General features: G+C 45.6%; 20 protein-coding genes and 1 pseudogene. 8 read left to right on the top strand and 13 right to left on the bottom strand.

What is annotated here, in order from left to right:
* Positions 1-86: 86 nt before the first annotated feature.
* Both FS373_RS28835 and FS373_RS31720 read right to left on the bottom strand, forming a co-directional pair.
* Positions 87-1,745 carry an AMP-binding protein gene (locus tag FS373_RS28835; RefSeq protein WP_152831201.1) on the bottom strand — a complete coding sequence of 553 codons (1,659 nt, stop codon included), beginning with the start codon at positions 1,743-1,745 and terminating at the stop codon, positions 87-89.
* A 245-nt stretch (positions 1,746-1,990) separates the two neighbouring features.
* Positions 1,991-2,155: a hypothetical protein gene (locus FS373_RS31720; protein ID WP_194165951.1), complete on the bottom strand. Its 165-nt coding sequence runs from the start codon at positions 2,153-2,155 to the stop codon at positions 1,991-1,993.
* Positions 2,156-2,278: 123 nt separating this feature from the next.
* Between FS373_RS31720 and FS373_RS28830 the strand changes: the two genes are divergently transcribed.
* Positions 2,279-2,710 carry a bifunctional diaminohydroxyphosphoribosylaminopyrimidine deaminase/5-amino-6-(5-phosphoribosylamino)uracil reductase RibD gene (locus tag FS373_RS28830; protein WP_152831199.1) on the top strand — a complete coding sequence of 144 codons (432 nt, stop codon included), beginning with the start codon at positions 2,279-2,281 and terminating at the stop codon, positions 2,708-2,710.
* Positions 2,711-3,182: 472 nt separating this feature from the next.
* On the opposite strand, the gene trmH is transcribed toward FS373_RS28830, so the two are convergent.
* The 5 genes from trmH to gmk form a co-directional block, all read right to left on the bottom strand.
* Positions 3,183-3,878, bottom strand: coding sequence for a tRNA (guanosine(18)-2'-O)-methyltransferase TrmH (gene trmH / locus FS373_RS28825; RefSeq protein ID WP_152831197.1), 696 nt, complete (start codon positions 3,876-3,878; stop codon positions 3,183-3,185).
* A gap of 84 nt (positions 3,879-3,962) precedes the next feature.
* On the bottom strand, positions 3,963-4,346 hold the full coding sequence (locus tag FS373_RS28820) for a RidA family protein (RefSeq protein ID WP_144048449.1): 384 nt from the start codon (positions 4,344-4,346) through the stop codon (positions 3,963-3,965).
* A gap of 32 nt (positions 4,347-4,378) precedes the next feature.
* Positions 4,379-6,484, bottom strand: coding sequence for a bifunctional GTP diphosphokinase/guanosine-3',5'-bis pyrophosphate 3'-pyrophosphohydrolase (gene spoT / locus FS373_RS28815; protein WP_152831195.1), 2,106 nt, complete (start codon positions 6,482-6,484; stop codon positions 4,379-4,381).
* 13 nt (positions 6,485-6,497) lie between these two features.
* Positions 6,498-6,782: a DNA-directed RNA polymerase subunit omega gene (gene rpoZ / locus FS373_RS28810; protein WP_144048447.1), complete on the bottom strand. Its 285-nt coding sequence runs from the start codon at positions 6,780-6,782 to the stop codon at positions 6,498-6,500.
* 56 nt (positions 6,783-6,838) lie between these two features.
* A complete protein-coding gene (gene gmk / locus FS373_RS28805; RefSeq protein WP_152831193.1) occupies positions 6,839-7,462 on the bottom strand; it encodes a guanylate kinase in 624 nt (207 codons plus the stop codon).
* A 337-nt stretch (positions 7,463-7,799) separates the two neighbouring features.
* Here gmk and FS373_RS28800 point away from each other — a divergent pair, with 337 nt between their 5' ends.
* The 3 genes from FS373_RS28800 to FS373_RS28790 all read left to right on the top strand — a co-directional run bounded on the left by FS373_RS28800 (position 7,800) and on the right by FS373_RS28790 (position 11,011).
* Positions 7,800-8,888: a DUF805 domain-containing protein gene (locus FS373_RS28800; RefSeq protein ID WP_144048446.1), complete on the top strand. Its 1,089-nt coding sequence runs from the start codon at positions 7,800-7,802 to the stop codon at positions 8,886-8,888.
* Positions 8,889-8,975: 87 nt separating this feature from the next.
* Positions 8,976-9,947 (top strand): NTP transferase domain-containing protein, encoded by a 972-nt coding sequence (locus tag FS373_RS28795; protein ID WP_407695619.1) that lies wholly within the window; start codon positions 8,976-8,978, stop codon positions 9,945-9,947.
* A complete protein-coding gene (locus FS373_RS28790) occupies positions 9,944-11,011 on the top strand; it encodes a phosphotransferase enzyme family protein (RefSeq protein ID WP_185976918.1) in 1,068 nt (355 codons plus the stop codon). The genes FS373_RS28795 and FS373_RS28790 overlap by 4 nt, the downstream gene beginning before the upstream one ends.
* 8 nt (positions 11,012-11,019) lie before the next feature.
* Here FS373_RS28790 and FS373_RS28785 read toward each other — a convergent pair whose 3' ends face one another.
* The 3 genes from FS373_RS28785 to FS373_RS28775 form a co-directional block, all read right to left on the bottom strand.
* Positions 11,020-11,721: an SOS response-associated peptidase family protein gene (locus FS373_RS28785; RefSeq protein ID WP_152831191.1), complete on the bottom strand. Its 702-nt coding sequence runs from the start codon at positions 11,719-11,721 to the stop codon at positions 11,020-11,022.
* A 154-nt stretch (positions 11,722-11,875) separates the two neighbouring features.
* Positions 11,876-14,731: a hypothetical protein gene (locus tag FS373_RS28780; protein ID WP_152831190.1), complete on the bottom strand. Its 2,856-nt coding sequence runs from the start codon at positions 14,729-14,731 to the stop codon at positions 11,876-11,878.
* 431 nt (positions 14,732-15,162) lie between these two features.
* Positions 15,163-15,801: an ERCC4 domain-containing protein gene (locus tag FS373_RS28775; protein ID WP_152831188.1), complete on the bottom strand. Its 639-nt coding sequence runs from the start codon at positions 15,799-15,801 to the stop codon at positions 15,163-15,165.
* Positions 15,802-15,995: 194 nt separating this feature from the next.
* Here FS373_RS28775 and FS373_RS28770 point away from each other — a divergent pair, with 194 nt between their 5' ends.
* Both FS373_RS28770 and FS373_RS28765 read left to right on the top strand, forming a co-directional pair.
* On the top strand, positions 15,996-16,688 hold the full coding sequence (locus tag FS373_RS28770; protein WP_227993381.1) for an amino acid adenylation: 693 nt from the start codon (positions 15,996-15,998) through the stop codon (positions 16,686-16,688).
* A gap of 259 nt (positions 16,689-16,947) precedes the next feature.
* Positions 16,948-17,173 (top strand): annotated as a pseudogene (locus tag FS373_RS28765) (helix-turn-helix domain-containing protein).
* Between the two features lie 174 nt (positions 17,174-17,347).
* Here FS373_RS28765 and FS373_RS28760 read toward each other — a convergent pair.
* Entirely contained in the window at positions 17,348-18,211 is an 864-nt protein-coding gene (locus FS373_RS28760) for a YicC/YloC family endoribonuclease (protein ID WP_144048443.1), read from the bottom strand.
* A gap of 193 nt (positions 18,212-18,404) precedes the next feature.
* On the opposite strand from FS373_RS28760, the gene rph reads away from it, so the two are divergent.
* Both rph and pyrE read left to right on the top strand, forming a co-directional pair.
* Entirely contained in the window at positions 18,405-19,118 is a 714-nt protein-coding gene (rph, locus tag FS373_RS28755) for a ribonuclease PH (protein WP_144048442.1), read from the top strand.
* 86 nt (positions 19,119-19,204) lie between these two features.
* Entirely contained in the window at positions 19,205-19,846 is a 642-nt protein-coding gene (gene pyrE / locus FS373_RS28750) for an orotate phosphoribosyltransferase (protein WP_144048441.1), read from the top strand.
* Between the two features lie 168 nt (positions 19,847-20,014).
* Here pyrE and folE read toward each other — a convergent pair whose 3' ends face one another.
* Positions 20,015-20,674 carry a GTP cyclohydrolase I FolE gene (gene folE / locus FS373_RS28745; RefSeq protein ID WP_077753487.1) on the bottom strand — a complete coding sequence of 220 codons (660 nt, stop codon included), beginning with the start codon at positions 20,672-20,674 and terminating at the stop codon, positions 20,015-20,017.
* A 226-nt stretch (positions 20,675-20,900) separates the two neighbouring features.
* Entirely contained in the window at positions 20,901-22,865 is a 1,965-nt protein-coding gene (locus FS373_RS28740) for an alpha/beta hydrolase family protein (RefSeq protein WP_144048440.1), read from the bottom strand.
* Positions 22,866-23,044: the final 179 nt, after the last annotated feature.

Here is a 23,044-nt window from a genome sequence, read left to right as displayed (position 1 = left end):
GGTTTCAGATTGGGACCTTAAATGTAAAAGCACGCTGGACGCGTGCTTCTCTATTATTTTGTATTAAGCAGTGAAAATGGTCAGAGTTAGTCTATTTCATCTTCCCAGCGTATCTTGCCGCCACGTATGCCGTCGACCCTGTCAGTGAATCTTTTTTCCAGTACATGACGCTTAATTTTCAGTGTCGGAGTCAGCACATCGTTATCGACATCCCAGGCATCCTTGACGACTATGATGGCATCTACAGTCTCATGGGATTCAAGATTGGGGTTGATAGTGTCCAGCGTTGCCTTAAGTGAGCTACGAACCTCTTCTCTTGGTTGCAGGGAGGCGCCTTCAGATAGTTGCACCAAGGCAATCGGGTGGGGCAGGCCTGAACCTATGACACAAAGCAGTTCAATATGGGGATCTTGTGCCAGCTTACGCTCGATGGGCACGGGGGCAACATATTTACCCTTAGAAGTCTTAAAGTTATCTTTGACTCTACCGGTAATTGACACGCAGCCATCGCTGTCGATGGAGCAGAGATCCCCGGTAAGAAAGTAGCCTTCTTCATCGAATGAGGCGGCGGTCAGCTCATCTTGCTTATAGTAACCAGTCATCAAGCCCGGGCTTTTAACCAAGAGCTCGCCGCTGTCGGTTTGTTTGAGTTGACAACCTTCGACGGCGCGGCCGACTGTGCCTATTTTTCTGGCATCGAAGGGATAGTTGATAATGGAGTAGGCGCTATTTTCTGTCATTCCCCAGGCTTCACTGATATTGAGACCTATGCTGTGATACCAGTGTATGAGTGATGGTGGAATAGGCGCTGAGCCCGATCCCAGCAGGCGACAATGTTCCAGGCCTAAGCCTGAATGGATCTTCTTCTTAATGATGCCGTTAATAATAGGAATTTTCAGGAGGAAGTTCAGCTTACTGTTGCCTATCTTGCCGATAATATTTTGTTGGAACAGGCTCCAGAGTCTGGGGACTGAGAAAAATACCGTAGGTCTGGCACGTTGAACATCGGTAACGAAACTATCCAGACTCTCGACGAAGGCGACGCTGCTGCCGGAATAGAATGAGGAGCCTTCCATCGCCACACGTTCGGTGATGTGGGCCAGAGGCAGGTAAGAGATTAATCTGTCGTCGACACCTGTCTTAAGATCTCTTACCACCGCCTTACAGGTCCAAGCATAGCTGGCGAAGGTCTGAATAGCCCCCTTAGGCTTGCCGGTGGAACCTGAAGTATAGATCAACGTCATTATCTGCTCTGGGGTGGCAAATGGGGCATCTAACAGGGGCTCACCAAGTTGAAGTAAGCCTTCCCACTTATATTGAGCCGGCATAGTGTCGTAGGGCATGGCCATTCTTAAGATATCACCGCCAACCCCAGCTTCCTGGTCGGCCCAGTAATCTAGCTTACCAATAATGATTGCCTTGGCTTCGCTGTGCTCCAACACGTAACGTATGGTATCTGCGTTGGCAGTTGGGTAGATGGGCACACTGATATAGCCGCCATGCATCAGGGCAAGATCGGTGATAAACCATTCGGCACAGTTTTTAGAGAGCACGGCGATTTTATCACCTGGTTTTAGGCCTAAGTGTCTCAGCGCACCGGCGAGCTGCTGCATCTTCTGCTGTACTTCGCGCCAGCTAAAATCTTGGTATTGACCATTGATCGGTTGTCTCAGGTAGGTCGAGTCACCGAGTGTGTCGACCCAGTGGTCGAGCATCTCTACAGGTGTTTTGATCTGTGATTCCATCGGCAACTCCATACTTGTGATTGTTAATTCCATTCCAATCGGCAAACATTTGTTTTTATAAGGCTTGTGTTTGCTGTTGGTATTAATTTGAGTATGGCGAAAATTGTGATCTATGACAAATGGTTTGAATAACTGTGAGATGAATCGATACAAAATCGGGCTAGCCTTGGAATGAAGGCTGATGACATTTTCTGTTTTAGCTTCTGGCTGAGTTGGTATTGAGTAGTAGTTTGAAGGTCGATTCTTCATTGTAACCTAACGCCTGCAGCGTGCTTAAGTGCAGCTACTTCTGCGAGACGCTGTGAATATATCCCTATACGCTCTGCGATTTCATCCCTGAAATCGAAGCTCGCAGCCGCATCTACACCTGGCTGCTCTACAAGAATGGGGTCTCTTCGATTTAGCTTCATTACTAGGTTTCGTAACTCATGTCAGCCCCTTTCCTTGTTATCTTCGCCAGTAAGATTATCTTTCTACATCACTTTTGCCATACATTTGTTAATGTATGGCAAAAGTTTAAAAGGATTATTAAGATGGATCTAGATAAGAAATTTATGCTTCGAGCATTGAAGATATCTCGGACAGCTTTGCCTGAATGCCAACCTAACCCCCCTGTAGGCTGCGTGCTAGTTCTCGATGAACAAATAATTGCCGAAGGTTATACACAGAAAATTGGTGACAACCATGCTGAGATCGAAGCTCTCAGTGTTTATGATGGCTCTATGGAGCGAGTGACTGCATACGTTACTCTTGAACCTTGCTCATTTGTTGGTAGAACTCCCGCATGCGCTTCTACTCTTGTAAAATCAGGTATTAAGAGAGTTGTAGTTGCCATTTTAGACCCTGATCTTAGGAATAATGGAAAGGGTATTCAAACGCTAGAAAAGGAAGGCATAAAAGTCGATATTGGTGTTGCTTCTAAAGAGGTTAGTGAATTTATCTTTCCTTATCTTGGAAAGTCATAACTAACCTTTCTGTCCTGAAGTGAGTCACAAGCCAGTAGAACTCAAATCGAAGAAATAAATACTCAGGTGTAAACGCGGCTGTGACCTTCCGTGACAGGGTGAGGCTTCACTTAGTGAAGCTCTTCGAACGAGAGGTGGCCTTTAAACATGGAAGTTGTTTGAAACGGCAGAGCCCACAGGGCCAATTTTGTTCCATACAAAATTTGGCATTTCCTCCGTCCATGGAGGTCAGAGTGCTTGCGGCGAGTCACAGAAGTGTTTGCACATTTAGCGAGCCGCAGGCTATAGATTAAATTGAAGCTTAGTTAGCCAAAAAATTAACCAAATACCAAAACCGCCAAATGAACCTAACCCCTAAAGATATTTAACTAACTTGTTATCCGACAAGTAGACCAAATTTTTAGTCTAGAACAGCCCAGAGAGCTGGATGAACTAGCGCGAATAGCTATGCTGGGTGAACTAGCTTGAGTCACTATACCGCGTGGAATTCGGGAGAGCGCATTTTTGTCCACCAGATGTCATCGGCGACAATTTCTCCTAGATCATTGACGCCTGGGTAGGGAATGTTCTTGCGTTTGCAAGCCTTGGCGTAGATGGGGTGGCCTTGTTCAAATAGCTTTATCTGACAGTAGTCATCATCTAGCTTGCGACTGCCGTACATGCCAGCGGCTTGTCGTTGGCGCTGGGCCTCATACATGATGAGTGCAGATGCTACCGAGACATTGAGTGATTGCACCATGCCTATCATGGGAATAATAATATGCTGATCCGCTGCCGCTATGCCTTCGGGGCTCACACCATCATGTTCATTGCCTAAGATGATGGCGGTGGGGCGGGTATAATCTATGTCACGAAAATCGACGGCATCTTCCGAGAAGTTGGTGGCTAATATTTGCATGCCCTGAGCGCGAAACGCAGCTTCGGCATCATGCATATGATAGTGCTTAATCGTTTTCACCCATTGTTGGCTACCGGAAGCGGTATTACCTGAGACACGCATCTCTATATCTGGCCATACCGCATGAATTTGATGAATACCTACGGCATCTGCGGTGCGGATCACGGCTGCTATGTTGTTGGTCTTATGAACCTTATCTAAACATAGGGTGAGATCTGGCTGACGGTTATCCAACATTTCATTGATACGTGCTAAACGTTCTGGGCTCATGGTGTTACTTCTTAAATCTGTAGCTGCATTTATGCAAGGAAAACAAAAGGGCGCCGAAGCGCCCTGATCGAGAATAGAAAGGGATTAAACTTCCATTACTCCATCCATCTCCACAAGTGAGTCTTTCGGTAGCTGTTTCACCCCGATAGCCGCACGAGCCGGGTAAGGCTGAGAGAAATAACGTTCCATGATCTCGTTGACCGTGGCGAAGTTGCTCAGATCTGTCATGAAAATATTAAGTTTTACGATATCACTCAGAGAGCCACCGGCCGCTTCACAGACCGCAGTCAGGTTGTCGAAGACTTGCACGACTTGAGCTTCAAATTCATCGCTAACCATCTGCATAGTCTTTGGATCTAATGGGATCTGACCAGAAAGGTAGACTGTGCTACCCACTTTAACAGCCTGAGAATAAGTGCCGATCGCCTGTGGTGCTTTATCGGTTGCTATGATGATCTTTTCTGCCATAACGCTCTCTCTAATTAGTCTTGATGAGTTAACTATCGATTACGGGATGTTCTGAGTACTTCGGGCAGAACCCTGATACGTCGCATCACGTTTGCTAGATGAATTCGGTCTCTTACTGAGATTCGCAGGTTGATCAGGAAGACTCTTCCATCACGCTCTTCGGTACTCAGGCTGTGAATATTGGCACCTTCTCCGGCGACAATTGAGGTGATCTTGGCTAGTGCACCTTGGTGATTCACTATCTCTACCCGCAGATTCGCCTGGAACTCGACGCCTTCGGCATTATCCCATTGAACCGGGATATATTTGTCTGGTTCACCTTGATAGCCACGGATATTGGCACAGCTTTCCATATGAACGACCAGGCCTTTTCCAGGACTTACGTGGGCAATAACCGCATCACCCGGAATGGGGCGACAACAGTTGGCGAAGGTGACAAGCATGCCCTCGGCGCCACGAATAGGCATCATGTGGGAATCATTATGTTCCTGAGGTACGACTTTATCGCCCACTAACCTCTGCGCGATCACTATGCTCATCGCATTGCCCAGGCCGATATCGGCCAGCAATTCATCTAAGGTATTATGTTTAGTGTCGTTTACGACTTTATCGATCTGCTGTGGATCGATCGAGTCTAATTTGGTTTCGCCTAATGCATGATTGAGTAGACGTTTACCTAAGATAATCGCGCCGTCTTCGGTGAGGCTCTTGAGTAGCTGACGGATCTTAGCGCGTGCCTTGCCGGTCACCACGAAGTTTAGCCAGGCCGCATTTGGCCTCGCACCTTTGGCGGTGATGATCTCGATCGTCTGCCCCGAGATCAGCGGCTGACTCAAGGGGTAGGCTTGACGGTTAACGCGAGCGCCGACACAGGTGTTACCCACATCGGTATGAACTTCATAGGCAAAATCGACCGGGGTAGCCCCAACAGGAAGCTCGAGGATACGACCTTCAGGGGTAAATACGTAGATCTCTTCCGGGAAGAGCTCGGTCTTGAAATTTTCCACAAATTCGAATGAGGTGCTGGCGCTCTGCTGCAGTTCGAGCAGACTCTGCATCCACTTGCGGGCACGAACTTGGCTCGTCGTGCCTGGCTGCGCCGAGTTGCCTTTCTTATAGATCCAGTGAGCAGCAACTCCTTTATCCGCCATCTGATCCATATCTTCGGTACGTATTTGTATTTCGACCGGTACACCATGTGGGCCAAATAGCGAGGTATGCAATGACTGATAGCCATTGGCCTTTGGAATGGCGATATAATCTTTGAAACGGCCCGGGCGAGGCTTGTAAAGGCCATGCATGGCACCCATGACTCGGTAGCAGGTATCTATGGAATCGACGACGATGCGAAAAGCATAGATATCCATGACTTCCTGAAATTGAAGCTCTTTATTCCGCATCTTATTGTAGATGGAGTAGAGGTTTTTCTCGCGACCGTTGACGGTACCTGGGATCTTGGTATCTTCGAGGCGAGTACGTACCGCGGCTTCTATGCTTTGGATTAACTCTTTGCGGTTACCTCGAGCGGCTTTTACTACCTCTTTCAATACGCGATAGCGCATAGGGTAGTATGCCTGGAAGCCTAAGTCTTCCAGCTCTATCTTGATATTATGGATACCGAGACGATTGGCTATAGGAGCATAAATTTCCAGAGTTTCCCGCGCAATACGGCGACGCTTATCGGGCCTTAAGGCTCCTAGGGTGCGCATATTGTGAGTTCGGTCGGCTAACTTGATGAGGATAACTCGGATATCTTGAGTCATGGCCATCATCATCTTGCGGAAGTTTTCGGCTTGTGCCTCTTTCTTATCGCGAAATTTTAGCTTATCGAGTTTGGAGACGCCTTCGACCAGTTCGGCGATTGATTCACTGAAAATTTCAGCCAATTCATCTTTGGTGACCGGGGTATCTTCGATGGTGTCATGCAGGAGGGCGGCCATAAGCGTCTCATGATCGAGACGCATATCGGCCAGGATGCGGGCGACCGCAACCGGGTGGGTGATATAGGGTTCACCACTTGTGCGCATTTGACCTTCATGGGCATCACGCGCCACCTGATAGGCCTGCTTGAGTAATGCTACCTGATCAGGTTCTAAATAACTTGATGCAGACTCTTTGAGACCTTCAAACAGATACAAGTGGTTGTACTCCTTATATTATGTTGTTGCGACCTTCGGCAATCGCAGCAACAGCAGCAATTTCTGCTGCTTCACGTTCACGAACAGTTTGGCGCTCATCGGCATCCAAAGTGTCAGCTGTTACTAGACCTAATTCGATTTCGCGCAGGGCGATAACCGTAGGCTTGTCGTTCTCTTCTTCAACCATAGGGTCTTTACCCTGCACAGCGATTTGGCGAGCACGACGCGCTGCAACCAGGATCATATCAAAACGGTTGCCGATTTGGTTTACGGCGTCTTCTACAGTTACGCGAGCCATGTGTGGAACTCCAGTGTTAGGATGAAAAAATGACGCAAAATTGTACATGATGGCGGCTAGTCTGCCAACAGATCTTTAATCATATCATTTTGTGCATGAATTTGGCCAGCACCTGTTAGGCGTTGACTGCGGATAATTGCGACTAAGTCGGCTAAAGCTGTGTCGAAGTCATCATTAATGATGATGAAGTCATATTCGCGATAATGAGATATCTCTGATGCAGCTTGAGCCATACGGCCGGCGATGACTTCGTTGCTATCTTGGCCACGACCCGTTAGGCGTTTTTCTAATTCGGCTCTTGAGGGGGGAAGAATAAATATTCCAATGGCTTCGGACATCACTTTCTTGACCTGTTGTGCCCCTTGCCAGTCGATATCGAGAAAGACATCTATGCCATCGGTTAAGGTTTGCTCGATCACTTGTCGTGATGTGCCGTAGTAGTTGCCAAACACCTCGGCCCATTCGAAAAAAGCATTTTTGGCGATCAAGGATTTAAATTCTTCAGTTGTCACGAAATGATAGTGCTGTCCATTGACCTCACCCGGACGAGGTTTGCGGGTCGTATGCGACACAGAAACTTGTTTATCGGCGGGCTTATCTTGTAGCAATGCCGAAATGAGAGAGGATTTACCTGCGCCGCTGGGCGCCGATACGATAAATAGATTTCCGCGTGCGGTCATGGGGTAAGCATCCAAAAATGTAAAACGAAATGTGGTTCCCGAGCATCGGGAAGCCGTACATTATACGCTCGACTGTACCTGTGACGCCAGTGGCAGTTTAATCTGAAACCGTTGAACGTTTTTTTGAGCGAACTCATAAGTGAAACAAGTTTAATGCCACTTTACTCGCTTTATTCAAGCTGGCACTGACTTTGAGTAATAAATTGGTTAGTCTGTATACGGTTAATTTGACCATTTTAGGTGTATTGTGCCTAAGGGATGTGAGGCCTATTGGCCGTTTCATTTTTACTCTTAACTCATTGAGGTGAGAGTATTTAATTTTATTAGGTGTTTTTTCATGCAATATCAATCACTTTTTTGCTTCAAGGGCCGAGATAACGGTGCCAGATTTGCGGTAATTAGTGCCTCTGTGTATTTTATCTTAGCACTTGGTTTTGTGCTCCTTGGTCAAAGTGCTGCCCTCTTAGTGTTAGGCTGTTTACTCGCTCCGGTTCTTGGCTTGAGTGCCTATAGGAGGATGCGTGATGCGGCGCGACCAACTTGGTATGCCTGCCTGATTTTAATCCCCCTATTGCTGTTTTCAATGACACTCGTCTATGCCGCTAGCCTGGCGCTAGCAGTCGTTATTCTTGTTATCGCTGTTTTACTCAGTCTGTTTTTTGCCCGGCTCGCCCCCGTTGGCAAGGCTACATTTTATCATCAAGGTTATGTGGGCCCGGCAGTCACAACTGGATCTAGCGCTAATCGCAGAAGGGTAGAACCTAGCTTAGGTGGTCATGTGGGCGTTGCAGATTTAGATGAGTATGACGCTGAAGAGCCTCATGCATATGAAGGCGTGAGTGAAGAGGATGATCAGCAATGGAAGGCATCTTCTCCTCAGAAATTTTCGGACTCGATGGCACTTAAGCAGTGGACTAATTGGGCCAAACTGAATAAAAAATTATTGTTAGGTGTCGTAGCCGGTCTGGGTGTTTTAGTGCTTATAGGAGGCCTGTTGGAGGCATTATCTTCTGATAACCAAGTCGCGAGCGAGCTTGTTCAAGAAAGATCAAAACAGGTACCAGTGCCAGTTAGAGGAGAAGCAAAAATCCCAGACGGATTTAGCGTGCTGCTGGAAAATGATGTGCTGATCATTCGCTGGTTAGGAGAGAGGCGTGCAGAAGGTGAGATCTGGTCCCTTGCATCTGCACAGGGTGACAGCAGCTGTGCCAATTTGAGTTTTAACGATGGCAGTAATTATCGACCTATGCTGGTGGAATATATGCCTGATACGTCTATCGAGGCGCGTTTTTCGCCGTTAGATACTCAAGGTATAATCTCGGACATCGCAATGCGTGGCAGCATCAAGTTATGCGGCTATGATTTCAGCCTCAAGGGGAGTCAGTCCGCACTGGCTAAAAACGCCGCATTTATCCCCTATTTATAGCTGGAATAAATGTCACTTAGACTTTAGACTGCTTGGCTGAGCTGGGTTTACAGTATACTTGTATTTTAATATCTAGAAATTTCGTATATGGCAGTTGAATTAATGAGTGATGACGATGCGCCTCTGACCTTGGTCATTATGGCGGCAGGGCTTGGCAGCCGATTCGGTGGCGATAAGCAGCTAGCTAGCTTAGGTCCTAATGGCGAGACCATGCTGGAGTTGTCGACTCTATCTGCCTTTCAGGCTGGATTTACCCGAGTCGTCTTAGTGATTCGGCCCGAGCTTGAGGCTCAACTTGAGCGTTTATTTGAAGAGCGCATCAAGCCAAGAGTGTCATCAAGTTTCGAGTATAGCTTCTGTTATCAGCGGATGAATGATCTGCCTGATGCCGCATTAGCCAAGGCCCAGGATTTAAACCACAGGTTAAAACCTTGGGGGACGGCCCATGCACTTTGGACTGCCCGCCATCAGGTTAAAGGCCTAATGGCGGTCATCAATGCCGATGATTATTATGGCGATAGTGCATTTAAGCTGCTTGCCAAAGGTTTGAGAGCTGCGCCCAATGATTGGATGCTGGTGGCCTATCCACTGCATCTGACTCTGTCCGATCATGGTGGAGTTAATCGTGGCGTATGCCGGGTAGAGCTGGGGAGCTTAACCGGGGTGGCCGAGTGGACCGATATTCGCCGGGAACATCAGGGTTTAACGGGCGAATTTGATGGGAAGCGTCGAGCGCTAGACAGTGCTTCACCTGTCTCCATGACCTGCTGGGGATTTTCTGTAGATATATTTTCCATTATAGAGTCTGAGCTAAATCGATTCATCTTAGAGCATGGTTCGGAGGCTAAATCTGAGTGTTATCTGCCAGCCGTCGTGCAGCAGAGTATGCATGCCATCCATCATCAAGATGCAGAGCGTGATAGCAAGTCAAGCAAGCGGATCCGAGTGGCGATGGCACAAGAAGCTTGGTTCGGGGTAACTTACCCTCAGGATGTAGCCTGGGTGAAAGAAAAACTCTCAGGAGTTTTACATAATAAGAGAAATGGAGTTATTGAGTGATCGATTTTGTCAGGCAGTCTGTGCTGCCCTATTTTGGTATTCGGACCAGCGATGCCAAAGTTTCCCCTCTGGGGAATGGTCATATAAATGATACTTTCCTAGTCCGTTGGAGTGATGGTGAGCTCGTTCTTCAGGGGATCAATACTCAGGTATTTAAGACACCGAACGCCTTGGTCGAAAATGCTTATAAAATTTCTGAACACTTAGCAAGAAAGCGTAAGAGCAGTGACTATTCGCTTAAAGTTGTTAAGCCTGTACGTACCGATAAAGGTCTGCTGGCTGTCGATCTCGGTGAACAAGGTTTCTGGCGTGCCATTAACTATCTTCCCCATAGCCACAGCATAGATGTGGTGAGTTCTGAAGATGAAGCCTTTTCAGCCGCCAAGGCATTCGGACATTTCTCATCGGCATTAAGCGATCTTGATGCGACTCAGCTTGAGGATGTTATTCCCCAGTTTCATCACCTTCCCGGGCGCATAGACCAGCTTAAAGCGGCGGTAAAAAGTGATCAGCATAATAGATTAGAAACCTGTTGTGATTGGGTTGACTTCGTATTTTCTCAGCAAGATATTTTGCAAGAACTTGCCGAAGTTTCGCCAATATTACCTCTTCGAATATGTCATAACGACACTAAAATCAACAATATGCTCTACGATAAGCGTGATATGAGCAGTTTAGCTATCATAGATCTTGATACCTGCATGAAGGGACATCTCATGTATGACTTCGGTGACATGGTGAGAACCTTTACCTCGCCAGAAGAGGAAGACTCGACATCTCTTGAGAATGTTCATGTCCGCGAATCTATCTTTGCCGCTATCTGCCGTGGTTATTTGAGTGAACTCGAAACTGTGCTGACTCAAGATGAGAAAGCCAGTTTATGGCTGGGTGCCAGGGTGATCTGTCTGATGATAGGGGTGCGCTTCCTGACCGATCACCTTAATGGTGATATTTATTTTCATATACACCATGAGAATCATAATTTAGAGCGTGCGGCGAATCAATTCACCCTATACAAGAGCCTGCTTGAGCAGGAAGTCAGGCTTAAGACTTATTTTAATTGAGTCTTAGTTTATGTGGCAAATGTGTCATTGGGGCGGAGTAGCATGGCTTCGCCCATCTTGTTATAGCTGCTCGGTTTCTGTATCTCTTGTACCAGAAAATCATGCCTCAATGCAGGTTTGAGTAATTCTGAAAACATATCCGTTTGATGATTGTCATTGTCGAGCCAAGCATCGAGCAGGTGAGAGCCTTGGGGTAATATGAGTGGGCTGGCCTTACTGTGATATGGCATCATATCCGGATGGGGCGGGTTAGTTATTATCGAACAGGATACGCGATATTCTCCGGTCTTGGGGTGGTGCCATTCACGATAAAGAGCCCCTAATGTCAGCGCCGAATCTTGGGCGATAAAATCATAATATTTTGTACTCGTCCCTTGCTTCTCTGTCTCACCAAACCCCTTTGCTAAGACAACACATCTGCTTTCTCTGTAGGGGAGGTAGCCTGCGGAACCTTGCTGATTCAGCTTGTCATAGCGAGTATTAAAAGAGGTGAATGAGCTAGGTTTGAAACTGTCATAGGTTGTTTCTTGTAATAGCCACCAGGTAGCTGTTTGCAACCGCCTGATCCCATCAATTTCACGCACTATGCTAATGTCATTGGTGGGCATCTTGAATCGGCTAAATTGCATCTCATTTGGATTCGCGATAGACAAATCATGCATGAGTGTTCGCATAAAAAGATCGTCGATAAAATTGAGTCTGCCGCACATAGGTTTCTCTATAAATGATTTAATTCGATGTCTGGCTAATCATTACAGGTAAGCTGTATTTTTGTCTACGCAAAAAAGAACCGAATCATAGTGATTCGGTTCTAAACTTAGTCTGTAAAGATTGTTGAATTCTTTGAACTAGTCTCTTAGTCAATTAAAGGGTGAATAGCTGTAGTTTTCCACTCCATACTTCGCCAGCGGTGCCGTCCATAGGTGACCATTCGATATCTTCGGTAAAGCCCTTAACCGAGAAGTGATCACCATCTTGCATGATTAAGCTGATAACAGCTCTTAGGTCGTTAGTGCCTTGGGAGTTTGCTATTTCAATGATAATTTGACCGTTGGCATTCACCACCCAATCAAACTCTTCCACTACGGCTTGCCCATCTTCATGGTCTGTTAACAAGCCTGTGCCATTAGCGTTAAACGCTAATGTGGTTTCAATAACCCCGTTTTCATTGAAACTTTTTAGTCTGTGGTCGGCTAGTACATCCGCGACAAAGGATAAGGCCTCTCCTTCACGACAGGCTGCGACAAACTCTTCATATTCAGCCATAGAGCGTAATGTATCTAGTGCGGGTTGATCGCTTGCATCGTTCCAGTCTGAGTCCCCCTGGGTGCAGACAGCAATGTTGTTAGTGGGTTGTTCGAGTGGAAACAAGGTTAATTTCTCACTCCAGACTTCTCCGGCAGTACCATCCATAGGTGACCAGGCTATATCTTCGACAAAGCCTTTAATCGAATAGTGGTTGCCATCTTGTCTGATTAAACTGATCACGGCTCTCACATCATTGGTCCCAGCCGAATTCCCCATCTCTATGATGAGCTCTCCAGAAGCATTGACGTCCCAATGGAAATTTTCAACCATGGGAGGCTCGGCGTCGTGTTCAGTTATGCTACCTGTGCCATCGGCATTGAACACAAAAATAGTTTCTATATTGCCGTCTGAGTCATAACTTTTTAATCTATGATTGGCTATGACATCGGTGGCAAAGGAGAGTGCTTCACCATCGCGGCAGTTAGCGACGAGAGCCAAATATTCTGCAAAAGATCGAGTGGTTCCCTCTTTAGGGCGATCGTTGACTTCATCCCAATCAGAATCACCATCACGGCAAATAAAATCGCTATGATCCGGCTCAGGTGGAGTGATATTCTGCAGTAAGGTGAGATCGACATTGTTCAAAATGTCATTCTTGGCGGTTAAATTATAGACCCACTCATCGTCATCAAATTCTTGTCCTGCTTCAGCAAATTCACCTCGACGAACAGCGCCTTGATATTCTACCAGTAGCAGTACATCATCCTGGTCATCATTGTCTCCAAAATCCTGGATAACCTCCGGCATGGTTAACAGGAATAATCTTTTTCCATGTATCGTGGCTTCAAGCCAGCTACTCGTTGCAATCAAGCTGGCTATATTGACAACTTCTCCAGAGTCGCTCTCGGCTTGCCACTCGATTTTGTAGAAGTTAGCGGTCCCATCAGCAAGCATCTCTGCAATCACTGAGCGATTGCCATCCCAGGCGACATGAGGACCTACAATATTTTCGACCATCCCATCTGAGGCTATGGCTGATACTAAACTATCCAAGGTTATGGCTGGTCCATCCATCTCACTGCCGGCTGTATGGGCCCAGACACTGTTACACATGCCTTCGACCATATGCTCAGGCTCGCAATCATTCCAATTGAAGATAGAGTAGACATCATTGGTGTTACTAAAGCTCAGTTTGAATGCTTCGGCGCCTTCACTGAACGTCGTTTCTTCAGGTAAAGCTTTATGCCAAAGTTCGCCATTATTCTCCTCGAGGAAAAGTTTTATATTAAGACTGACAATAGAAAGTTGCTCGGCAGTGAGGGTTTCGCTGAGTATGGGCAGATCATTATTCACTAAGGTGATACTGCCATCATCGTTGAGATCGCCAATGGCAAAGTTATCACTACCCATAACCCAGCCTTGTTCGGTAAGGATTAAATCTTCATTGTCCCGGCTGGAATCATCAGTTACAAATACCCCCTCAACTAGCTTGAAGCGGGTTTCGGTAGTTGTCTGTGTATCTGAGTCATATAAGATAGTGGCATATCTGAGATCGATCATATCGCCATGAAAACCGCCTTCGAAGATATTGATACCATCGGTGGATACTAATTCAGTTAGGTTGGCTGCGGCAGCACTTGCTTCAGCATCCCTGATGGCAACCTGGTCTTCTAAATTCTCGGTAGGTACAGTGCTGGCATCTGTGACCACTTCTGAGTCTAAAACATCGTCCGGATTAAATTCACCACCTTGCTCTTCGACAAATTCAACTTCATTGACGATGATTTCTAGTGCATCTATGATCTGGTCGACAATTAAACCGATCACATCATCTAAGCTAATTTCTGCCGTATCGGCAGCATCCTGAATTGTTGCTAAGTTGTTGGCGATGATCTGGGCGGTCACCTGTGCGATATGGTGTAAGCGTTCATATTCTGCTTGCTCATCGCTTCCAAGTTCATCGTTGAGCTGTTGGGCAACATAATCTTGGGTGAGATCTAGGCTAGTTCCCAGAAGACTCTGCAGGCTTGATTCTGCATCACTAAGCTCACTGCCTTGTTCGACTTCATTTTGTACCATAGTGGTCAAAGGACTGACGAATTCATATCCTACAGGGGCTGACATGGTATAGGGCTGTGTAATTGCCTCTCCGGTATCTTCGTCGACGACACCTACTGTGACTTCAACCAGCAAGGGGAAGTTGTCTATCTGCTCTTGTGTTGCCCCGGTAATCGTGAAATCTCCCCCGGCAGTGCTCGTCGTGCTGGGTTCATCTGGGTCACAGGTTTTATTAAGGTTCAGGTCTAAACAAACCGTGGCACCCACTAAATATCCATCTGCAACTTTACCGGTTTTAGTTATAGCGGCAGGTTCGGGAATGGTGGGGTCGGGATTGCTGTCGTTGTCACTGCCGCCACAGGCACTGAGGATTGAACCGGCTAAAGAGATTAAGAGTAATTTTTTTATATTCATCAAGTCGCTCCATTGATCTAGATGGGATAGGTCAATATCCGTTGAAATCAGACGTGTGTTCATATGACTTGTAATTAAACAAGCCGTCGTTATGAGCGCGTTGCCGGTGGGAATAAAGATCGGCTTTTTATTAGAATTGATAGCTAGATTAAAAGTAGTGCTTGATGGCCGATAGCGCCAATACTTAGAAGTGGACTTGACTCGTTTTGAGATCGGATTAGTCCGATGACGACTTAACCTCTATGGACTGGGTTGATAGTAAATTCGAGTCTAAATAGCGAGATATAGGAGTGTAGATTCAATTGATAAGATATTCAGCTTAAGAGGTAAATAGGCAAAAAAACGGCAATGAGTGTCTAATGCCAGTACTCGATGGGCTTGCCAGTAGGAAGAAACGGCTTACTGTTGAAAGTGTTTGGGAGGCTTGTTGATTATGATGTTAATACGTCACGTATTTTTCGCGCTTTCTCTTGTCCTATACCCTCTACTTTGATGAGCTCTTCTGCTGATGCTATGAATACGGCCTCGATGTTATCAAAGTGATTCAACAGGCGTTTTGCTAATTTGGGGCCGACCTGAGGAAGGCTTTGAAGTATGAAAAGTTGGCGGTTTTTTTTACGTTTAGGTTTTCTGCCATTGAGTTTTAATTCTGTTTCTCTGCTATATAATTGTTTGGCGCAAAAGTAGAGTATTTTAGCTGATTCAGCCTGAGACAAACTACGTAAAATAGGCATGTTGAAGTTGATTGAAATAGAACACAGCGCCCCTATCAATGCTTCTCGAGTAATATCATAAGATGCAATATCACGAGATGAACCTTCTATAAGCAGTGCTGTATTGTGGTCGCATGCAGATAATCTTGCTACCTGTGAAAATAGCCTACCGTCACAAAGAGAAATTACCAGGTCGAGGAGTGTCTTTCTTTCGATAAGCCAGTTACTTATCTGATAATCACCTAGGGCAAGGCGTTTTTTCACAAGACATAGATTGTCATGGAGGGATAATTGCTCCAGCAATATTTCCGCGTGTTCCCTGTCGTCATAGGCTATCTCAATTAGGTTTTTATTCATCCTGAATACTTAATCAAAACTTTGACTATTACTGAGTTTAGCTTAAATATGAATAAGGAAAATTCTATTTACCTCCTTTTTATACGCTGTAGGTGTATATCTAATTAAGGGTGATAACATGATGGCCATCTAACGAGTTAATCTGAGTGACCTTGATGGCGTTGTTTTTAAGTCTGTCCAATTCCATGTGTAAAATGCTTAAGCAACCTCTTGAGCGAATGACAGACGCTGATAGCAATAATCCTGGCGTGCAGCCGATTAGCACCAATGCTAATCGTGTGAGCTGGCAGGGGCAGGTTATTCACTTATCCGGCCGTCAGTGGCAGCCCTATGATGATGGCAGTTGGTTAGTGGTGTTTATGGAGTCCCATAGCCGTTACTGCATGATGCTTCACTATCCTCTTAAGCCTGACTGGGCGCAGTTACAGCAAGATTTTTATAGTCACTGGAAACTACATGCCATTGGCTGGTTACGAGCCAATAGGTTTATTCGAAACGATGATCATGGTATGCAGGTACTCGATAATATTGAGCATTACTTTGAACAAACTAAGGTTCACTGTTTTCGTAATTTAGATCCCAGCATAGGCGCCCATATTACTGAGGTTCAGCACTATTTACATTCATTGTTTGATGACTACAAGCCGCGAGATTTTGACAGCGAGGAGGCGTGGGAACTGAGCATGTTTATTAATCAGCAACCGCGAAAGATCAATGGTCAGCGCAGTAAGAAACACCAGTTTATCCCAGTTGACCGCTTTATCGATGATGTCCTATACCGCTTTGCTAGTGGTATCTGCGACCAGCATTTTCCGGATATCAAATCTGGCGACTTTCCTTGCCCTTACTCAGATAAACCGATACTTCGAATATTGAACGGATATTAGAAAATAGTGAAAATATTCACTTTTCAATAACGTATGAGCTCATGCCTATTCAATCGACATGTAAAGTAAACATGTCTGAGTGTTTTTGTCATATGTATAAAAAGCGCAGAAATCTATACATGTTTAGCGTTGGATTAGAGTTTGCCGATCATTCTTATTGCCCGCTGGGATATTGATGGTAACTCATTAGGTTAGAACGATCATGAAGGTGACTAACTCAAAATAGCTTAGTACGTATCTCAAAGATGCACGGCTTAATATGAAGCTCTCGCAAAGCAAAGTGGGTAGTAAGGTAGGCATTCGTCAGGATACGGTTTCAAGCTTTGAGCTGAATCCAGATTCTACTAAATTAGAAAACGCTGTTTAAAATTTTTTCTGCCTTGAATCTTGAGCTAGATATTAAAGTTAGGAACCCTGAATTGACTGTTCAGCCTCATGATGAGAAAAATACAGCCTCTGAACAAGAGTGGGAGGAGGGGGAATGACCCTTCTATATGTTGATTCCATCGACATATAAATATTACGTGTCGATGGAATTGATTTTTATCGACATGGGTTGATTCTAGTTAGTTGAGATGATGTCTTGCACAGATAACAAAAAGCCCTGTAAGTAAAGGGCTATGCTAGTCGCTTTTACCAAATTTAGCAGTTAAACGTGACTATTCTACGTTCTGGATCTGCTCACGCATCTGCTCGATTAGCACTTTAAGCTCTACTGCGGCAGCAGTGATTTCGCTGCTGATAGATTTAGAGGCTAAGGTGTTCGACTCGCGGTTGAACTCCTGCATCATAAAGTCGAGACGACGGCCCTGAGCACCACCTTTCTTGAGGATGCGTTGAGTTTCAGCGACGTGGGCGTCGAGTCTGTCCATCTCTTCTGCGACATCCATCTTCTGGGCGAGAATAACCATCTCTTGCTCCAGACGGGCAGGATCCAGTTCTCCGGTTATCTCGGCCAAACGGTTAGTCAACTTATCACGCTGCCATTGCATTACCGTAGGCATATGTTCTCGAACTACGGCTACTTGCGCGACTATGGCGTCCAGACGTGTTTGTAGCATTGTCTTTATAGCAGCACCTTCGCGGCCTCGAGCTTCGATAAACTGGTCGATGGCGCTGTCGAAGGCAACCAATAGCTCCTTGCTTAATGCATCCATATCTTGCTCTGAACCCGACATCACACCCGGCCATTTAAGGATATCGACCAGATTGAGTTCCCCTTGACCGGCTTCCTGTTTGACCCAGTTGGCTGCGTTTACCAGCTGTTTGGCAAGATCTTGGTTGAGCTGCAGTTCGTTGCTCTTGTTGTCGGCAAGATCGTATCTGAGATTAACTTCGATTTTTCCACGGTTTAAACGCTTACGCAATTTGTCTCGTAAGATTGGCTCTAGGCTACGGAAATGTTCAGGCAGACGCAGATAAGTCTCCAGATAGCGCTGATTGACTGAGCGTATTTCCCAGGAGGCATTGCCCCAGTCTGCTTTATGTTCGATACGTGCGTAGGCTGTCATGCTTTGGATCATGGTTTTTCCAATTGTTTAACCGTGAAAGTGATCTGGGATTATAGACCTATGGCTGTAATGGTCAAAGCAAAGCAGCGCAGCTTTACTTTGTTGGGCTAAATAACATGGCATCCGTGGCCACATGCCCTTATACTATTGACCGAAAATAATGCAGTAAAAATCGCCAATCGATCCATGAATACAGGAATTATCTATGCGCCCTAGTGACAGAACGCCAGCTCAATCTCGCCCAGTGACGATCACTCGTCAGTTTACAGCTCACGCTGAAGGCTCTGTTTTAGTCGAGTTCGGCGAGACAAAAGTACTTTGTACGGCTAGCTTCGAAGTGGGTGTTCCTCGTTTTCTTAAAGGAAAAGGCCAAGGTTGGGTTACGGCTGAATATGGCATGTTGCCTCGCTCGACTCATACTCGCATGAACCGTGAGGCGGCCCGTGGTAAGCAATCTGGTCGTACTCAAGAGATCCAGCGTCTTATCGGTCGCTCACTACGTGCAGCCGTGGATATGAAAGCCTTAGGCGAAAACACCATAGTTATCGATTGTGACGTGATTCAGGCCGATGGCGGCACACGTACTGCGGCTATCACCGGCGCCTGTGTAGCCTTGGTCGATGCGCTTAATTGGGCGCGTGGTAAGGGTATCTTGAAAACCAACCCGCTAAAGTTTCTTATCGCTGCGGTAAGTGTTGGTATCTATAAAGGTGAGCCAATCTGCGATCTTGAATATATCGAAGACAGTGAAGCTGAAACGGATATGAATGTGGTCATGACCGAAACCGGTCAGATGATTGAGATTCAGGGGACTGCCGAAGGTGAGCCATTTAGTCATGAAGAGTTGCTTAGTATGTTAGAACTGGCTAAGCACGGTATTCGTGAAATAGTCGATGTACAGAAAGCGTCATTGAATTAAAGTTAAAAAGGACCCAAATGGGTCCTTTTTTGAATAAGAATGTGTTGCTCAAACAAATATTAAAAGAGTTAAATTGAGGAGAGATTGTGAAAGCCTATCAGCGTGAGTTTATCGAGTTTGCCCTAGAGCGTCAGGTGTTGAGATTTGGCGAGTTTACGCTTAAATCCGGCCGTATCAGTCCCTATTTTTTCAATGCTGGTCTGTTTAATACCGGACGCGATCTAGCCCGTCTGGGGCGTTTTTACGCGACTGCTTTGGTCGACTCTGGCATAGAGCATGATCTGCTTTTCGGTCCTGCTTATAAAGGGATCCCAATTGCGACCACGACGGCAGTAGCCCTATGTGAGCATCATGATATCGATATGCCATATTGCTTTAACCGTAAAGAGAAGAAACAGCACGGTGAAGGTGGCAGCCTAGTCGGTAGCGAGCTAAAAGGTCGTGTCATGCTAGTCGATGATGTGATCACCGCTGGCACCGCGATTCGTGAGTCGATGGAGATCATTCAGGCTCATGACGCTTCGCTAGCGGGCGTGCTTATTGCTCTGGATCGTCAAGAGAAAGGTAAGGGTGAGCTCTCTGCTATTCAGGAAGTTGAACGTGACTTTGGCTGTGAGATCATCTCAATCATCAAGCTGGGCGATCTGATCAACTACTTGTCTGAAAAGCCGGGCATGGAAGTGCAGTTGGCCTCGGTGAGTGCTTATCGTGATAAGTACGGGATATAGAAGATAAGTTTAGAGTGCTAGAGCGTTCGCACGCTCACTTCGAGAGCGCCAGCGAACAGGCTTAGAGTAAAGGCTAAAATAAAAACGCTGCATTTATGATGCAGCGTTTTTTATTTTCTGAAATAGCATTTTTCGAAACTCGAAACTCGAAACTCGAATCTGCTATATTTAATTACTTAAGAATTCAGCGCGGGTCGCCGGGTTTGACTTGAATATGCCACCTAGTGCGGTGGTCGTTGTCGAGCTGGTGGAATCCATGATGCCACGAGACTTAACGCAGTAATGCACCGCATCCATTTTCACCGCCACATCTTTTGTCTCAAGCAGAGTCTGTAAGGCCACTAACACCTGTTGAGTGAGGCGTTCCTGCACCTGAGGTCTCTGGGCAAAGAAACGCACGATACGGTTAATCTTAGACAGACCTATGATGTTCTTGCGTGGCAGGTAAGCCACGGTCGCGAAACCATCTATGGTGACCAGATGATGCTCACAGGTACTGGTTAGGCTGATATCTTTGACCTTAACCATCTCATCGAAGCCCATCTTATTTTCGATGACGGTGATCTTAGGAAAGTTGGCGTAATCTAAGCCGGAAAATATCTCATCCACATACATCTTGGCGATTCTACGTGGGGTATCGACCAGACTGTCATCGGTTAGATCCAGAGACATCAAGGTTAAGATCTCGCGCATATGATGTTCGATCCTCTCCTTACGTTCCTCTGCGCTAAATTCTGAAGGTAGCATAGGTGTCTCGAGTCCTCGGGCTAATAATGCCGTTTGAACTTGTAGTGCTGACTCACTGAGCTGTGCTTCTTTCGATGTCATAGTTTCCTCCACTATCCAGATAGTGGTTATTTCCTGTACGTTTTTATGGCTGTAAATATCGAGTGTTAATTTCGTTTAGCTAAAAGCCATGGGCTAGTTAGCATTATATTAGAATAACAAACAGAGATGGAGGATACCCTGAATCGACGATAAATTATACCCTGAAACTGTGTGGGAATAGCAAAAAAGCCGATTGAGCCAATCGGCTTGAAGTGTTAATTAACGGTTATAATTTGAGATTAGTTTCTAGGAAAGCCATCATAAGTTTGTAATATTTCTCTTGGTGTTCATCATTATAGAAACCGTGGCCTTCATCATCCATGATCAACTTTTCATAGGGGTAGTTGATTTCTTTCAGTGCATCTTCAAGAGACTCAAGCTGCTCTATAGGAGCGCGCTCGTCTTCTCCTCCGTGCACTAATAACAATTTAGCTTTGAGTTTATCGACATTATGGCTTGGAGACATCTTAGCTAGAGCTGCTTCGTCGGTGCCAAGCACTTCTGTCAGGTATTTTCTGCCGGCTTTTCGTCCTTGAACATCGCCCTCTTCAAACATAAGTTCAAGATCATAGACGCCAGCGAAACCAATCGCACACTTAAATAAGTCGGGTTCGATAATAGAGCTTTGTAATGCCGAGTATCCGCCGAAGCTTCCGCCGACGATACAGATTCGCTCTTTGTCGACATATCCCTGTTCGATTACATAGCGAGTGGCATCAATTATGTCATACTGAATCTCAGTTCCCCACTTTTGGTGACCAGCATATTCAAAGCTGGATCCGTAGCCACCAGAGCCTCTAAAGTTGACCTGAAGTACGGCTGCACCTTGGCTGGCTATTAATTGGTTTTGCGTGTCGAATCCCCACCAATCCCTTGGCCCATGTGGACCGCCATGTGGGTTGACTACCAGAGGTAAATCCTTGGCTTCCTTGCCGTTGGGTAGAGTGAGGTAGCCATGGATCTGCTTGCCGTCTCGGCTGGTGAAAGTGATAGGTTTAACCTCAGCCATCAGCTCTGGGTCAAGCCATTTTTTTTGAGAAACAAGATACTCAAGCCTTACCGTTTTGCTGTTGAACAGATAGTAATCTCCTGGATTCCTATCGTTAAATGCTTTGATTATAAACTGGCTGCCATCGTTAGTTTCACTGACTAGATGGATCTGATGTCCCGGTAATGAAGCGAGTAATTGCTTAACATATTTAGCGTGTGTATCTTTTTTATCGACAAACTCATAGGTCGGATAGCCATTTTCATACTCAACGGCGTAGAGTTTTTTACTTATTTTATTAAGCCAGATGTTGCTCGGGTCGACAATTTCATCTTGGCTTATTAGTTTTTTTGTGCCCGTTTTAATGTTGACAAGATACACGCCTTTAGGTTTGCCATTTTCACTGCCTACAACATAAACACTGTCGCTATTTTCGCCAAAAGCGATAGGGCTCATCTGGCTCAGGTTTAGATTGAGTTTATCTGTATCTACCCATTTACTATCTTGTCGATAAAACAGTGTGTAGCTAATGTAATCTCTTGTACCACTGACAAAGTGGACCTTGCCCTCATCGTCATTGAGGAATCTGGCATAAGGAATAGGGGATGTGGTAATTTTTTTACGGGTGCCCTTATACACATCAACTTTATAGACCCTTTGTCGGTTTTCTGCCGTATTACTTCCCCCTGAGCCCCAAGGCAGTGCCTGAACTAGCATGAAACGTTCATCTTTAGGCAAGGGGTCTAAGATATAAGCTGTGGCACGAATGGGGGTATTTTTTTTCAGCCTAGATCCCGTTTGCATTTCACCACCTTTATAGCCAAAAAGGTATTTAGCTTGGGAACCATCGGCATTTACAGCCATTAATTCGCCATAGTATTGTGGGTGGTCTTTCCAACCTTTCAGGTATTCTTTTTGTAAAACGATGCGCTCATGATTGACCCATTCGTAGTTGCCAACTTGAGCATTTCCGGGAAAATGAATAACGTTAATTGGTTTTTTGGAGATGGCGTCTAATATCATTAGCATTTTCTTTCCCTCTTTTGAGGTCAAGACACTAAGGTATTCTCCATTAGGAGATATTTTTACATTAGAGTATTCGGTGGATCGGCTAAATTTGGCAATGAGATCATTTGTTTGAGCTTGGCCTATCAGACTATTTAGCAGTAGGCAGGTAAAACTAAACCACTTAATTAGTTTCATTGAGACATCCTTGTTACAAGTTTCTATTAATTTTACGTATATATCCCTAGGTAAAACTAAAACAACTAATTAGTTTCATTGAGACATCCGTGTTACAAGTTTCTATTAATTTTACGTATATATCCCTAGGTAAAACTAAAACAACTAATTAGTTTCATTGAGACATCCGTGTTACAAGT

Source organism: Shewanella sp. YLB-07 (assembly GCF_009377275.1).
This window is presented reverse-complemented; position numbering and strand designations above follow the sequence as displayed.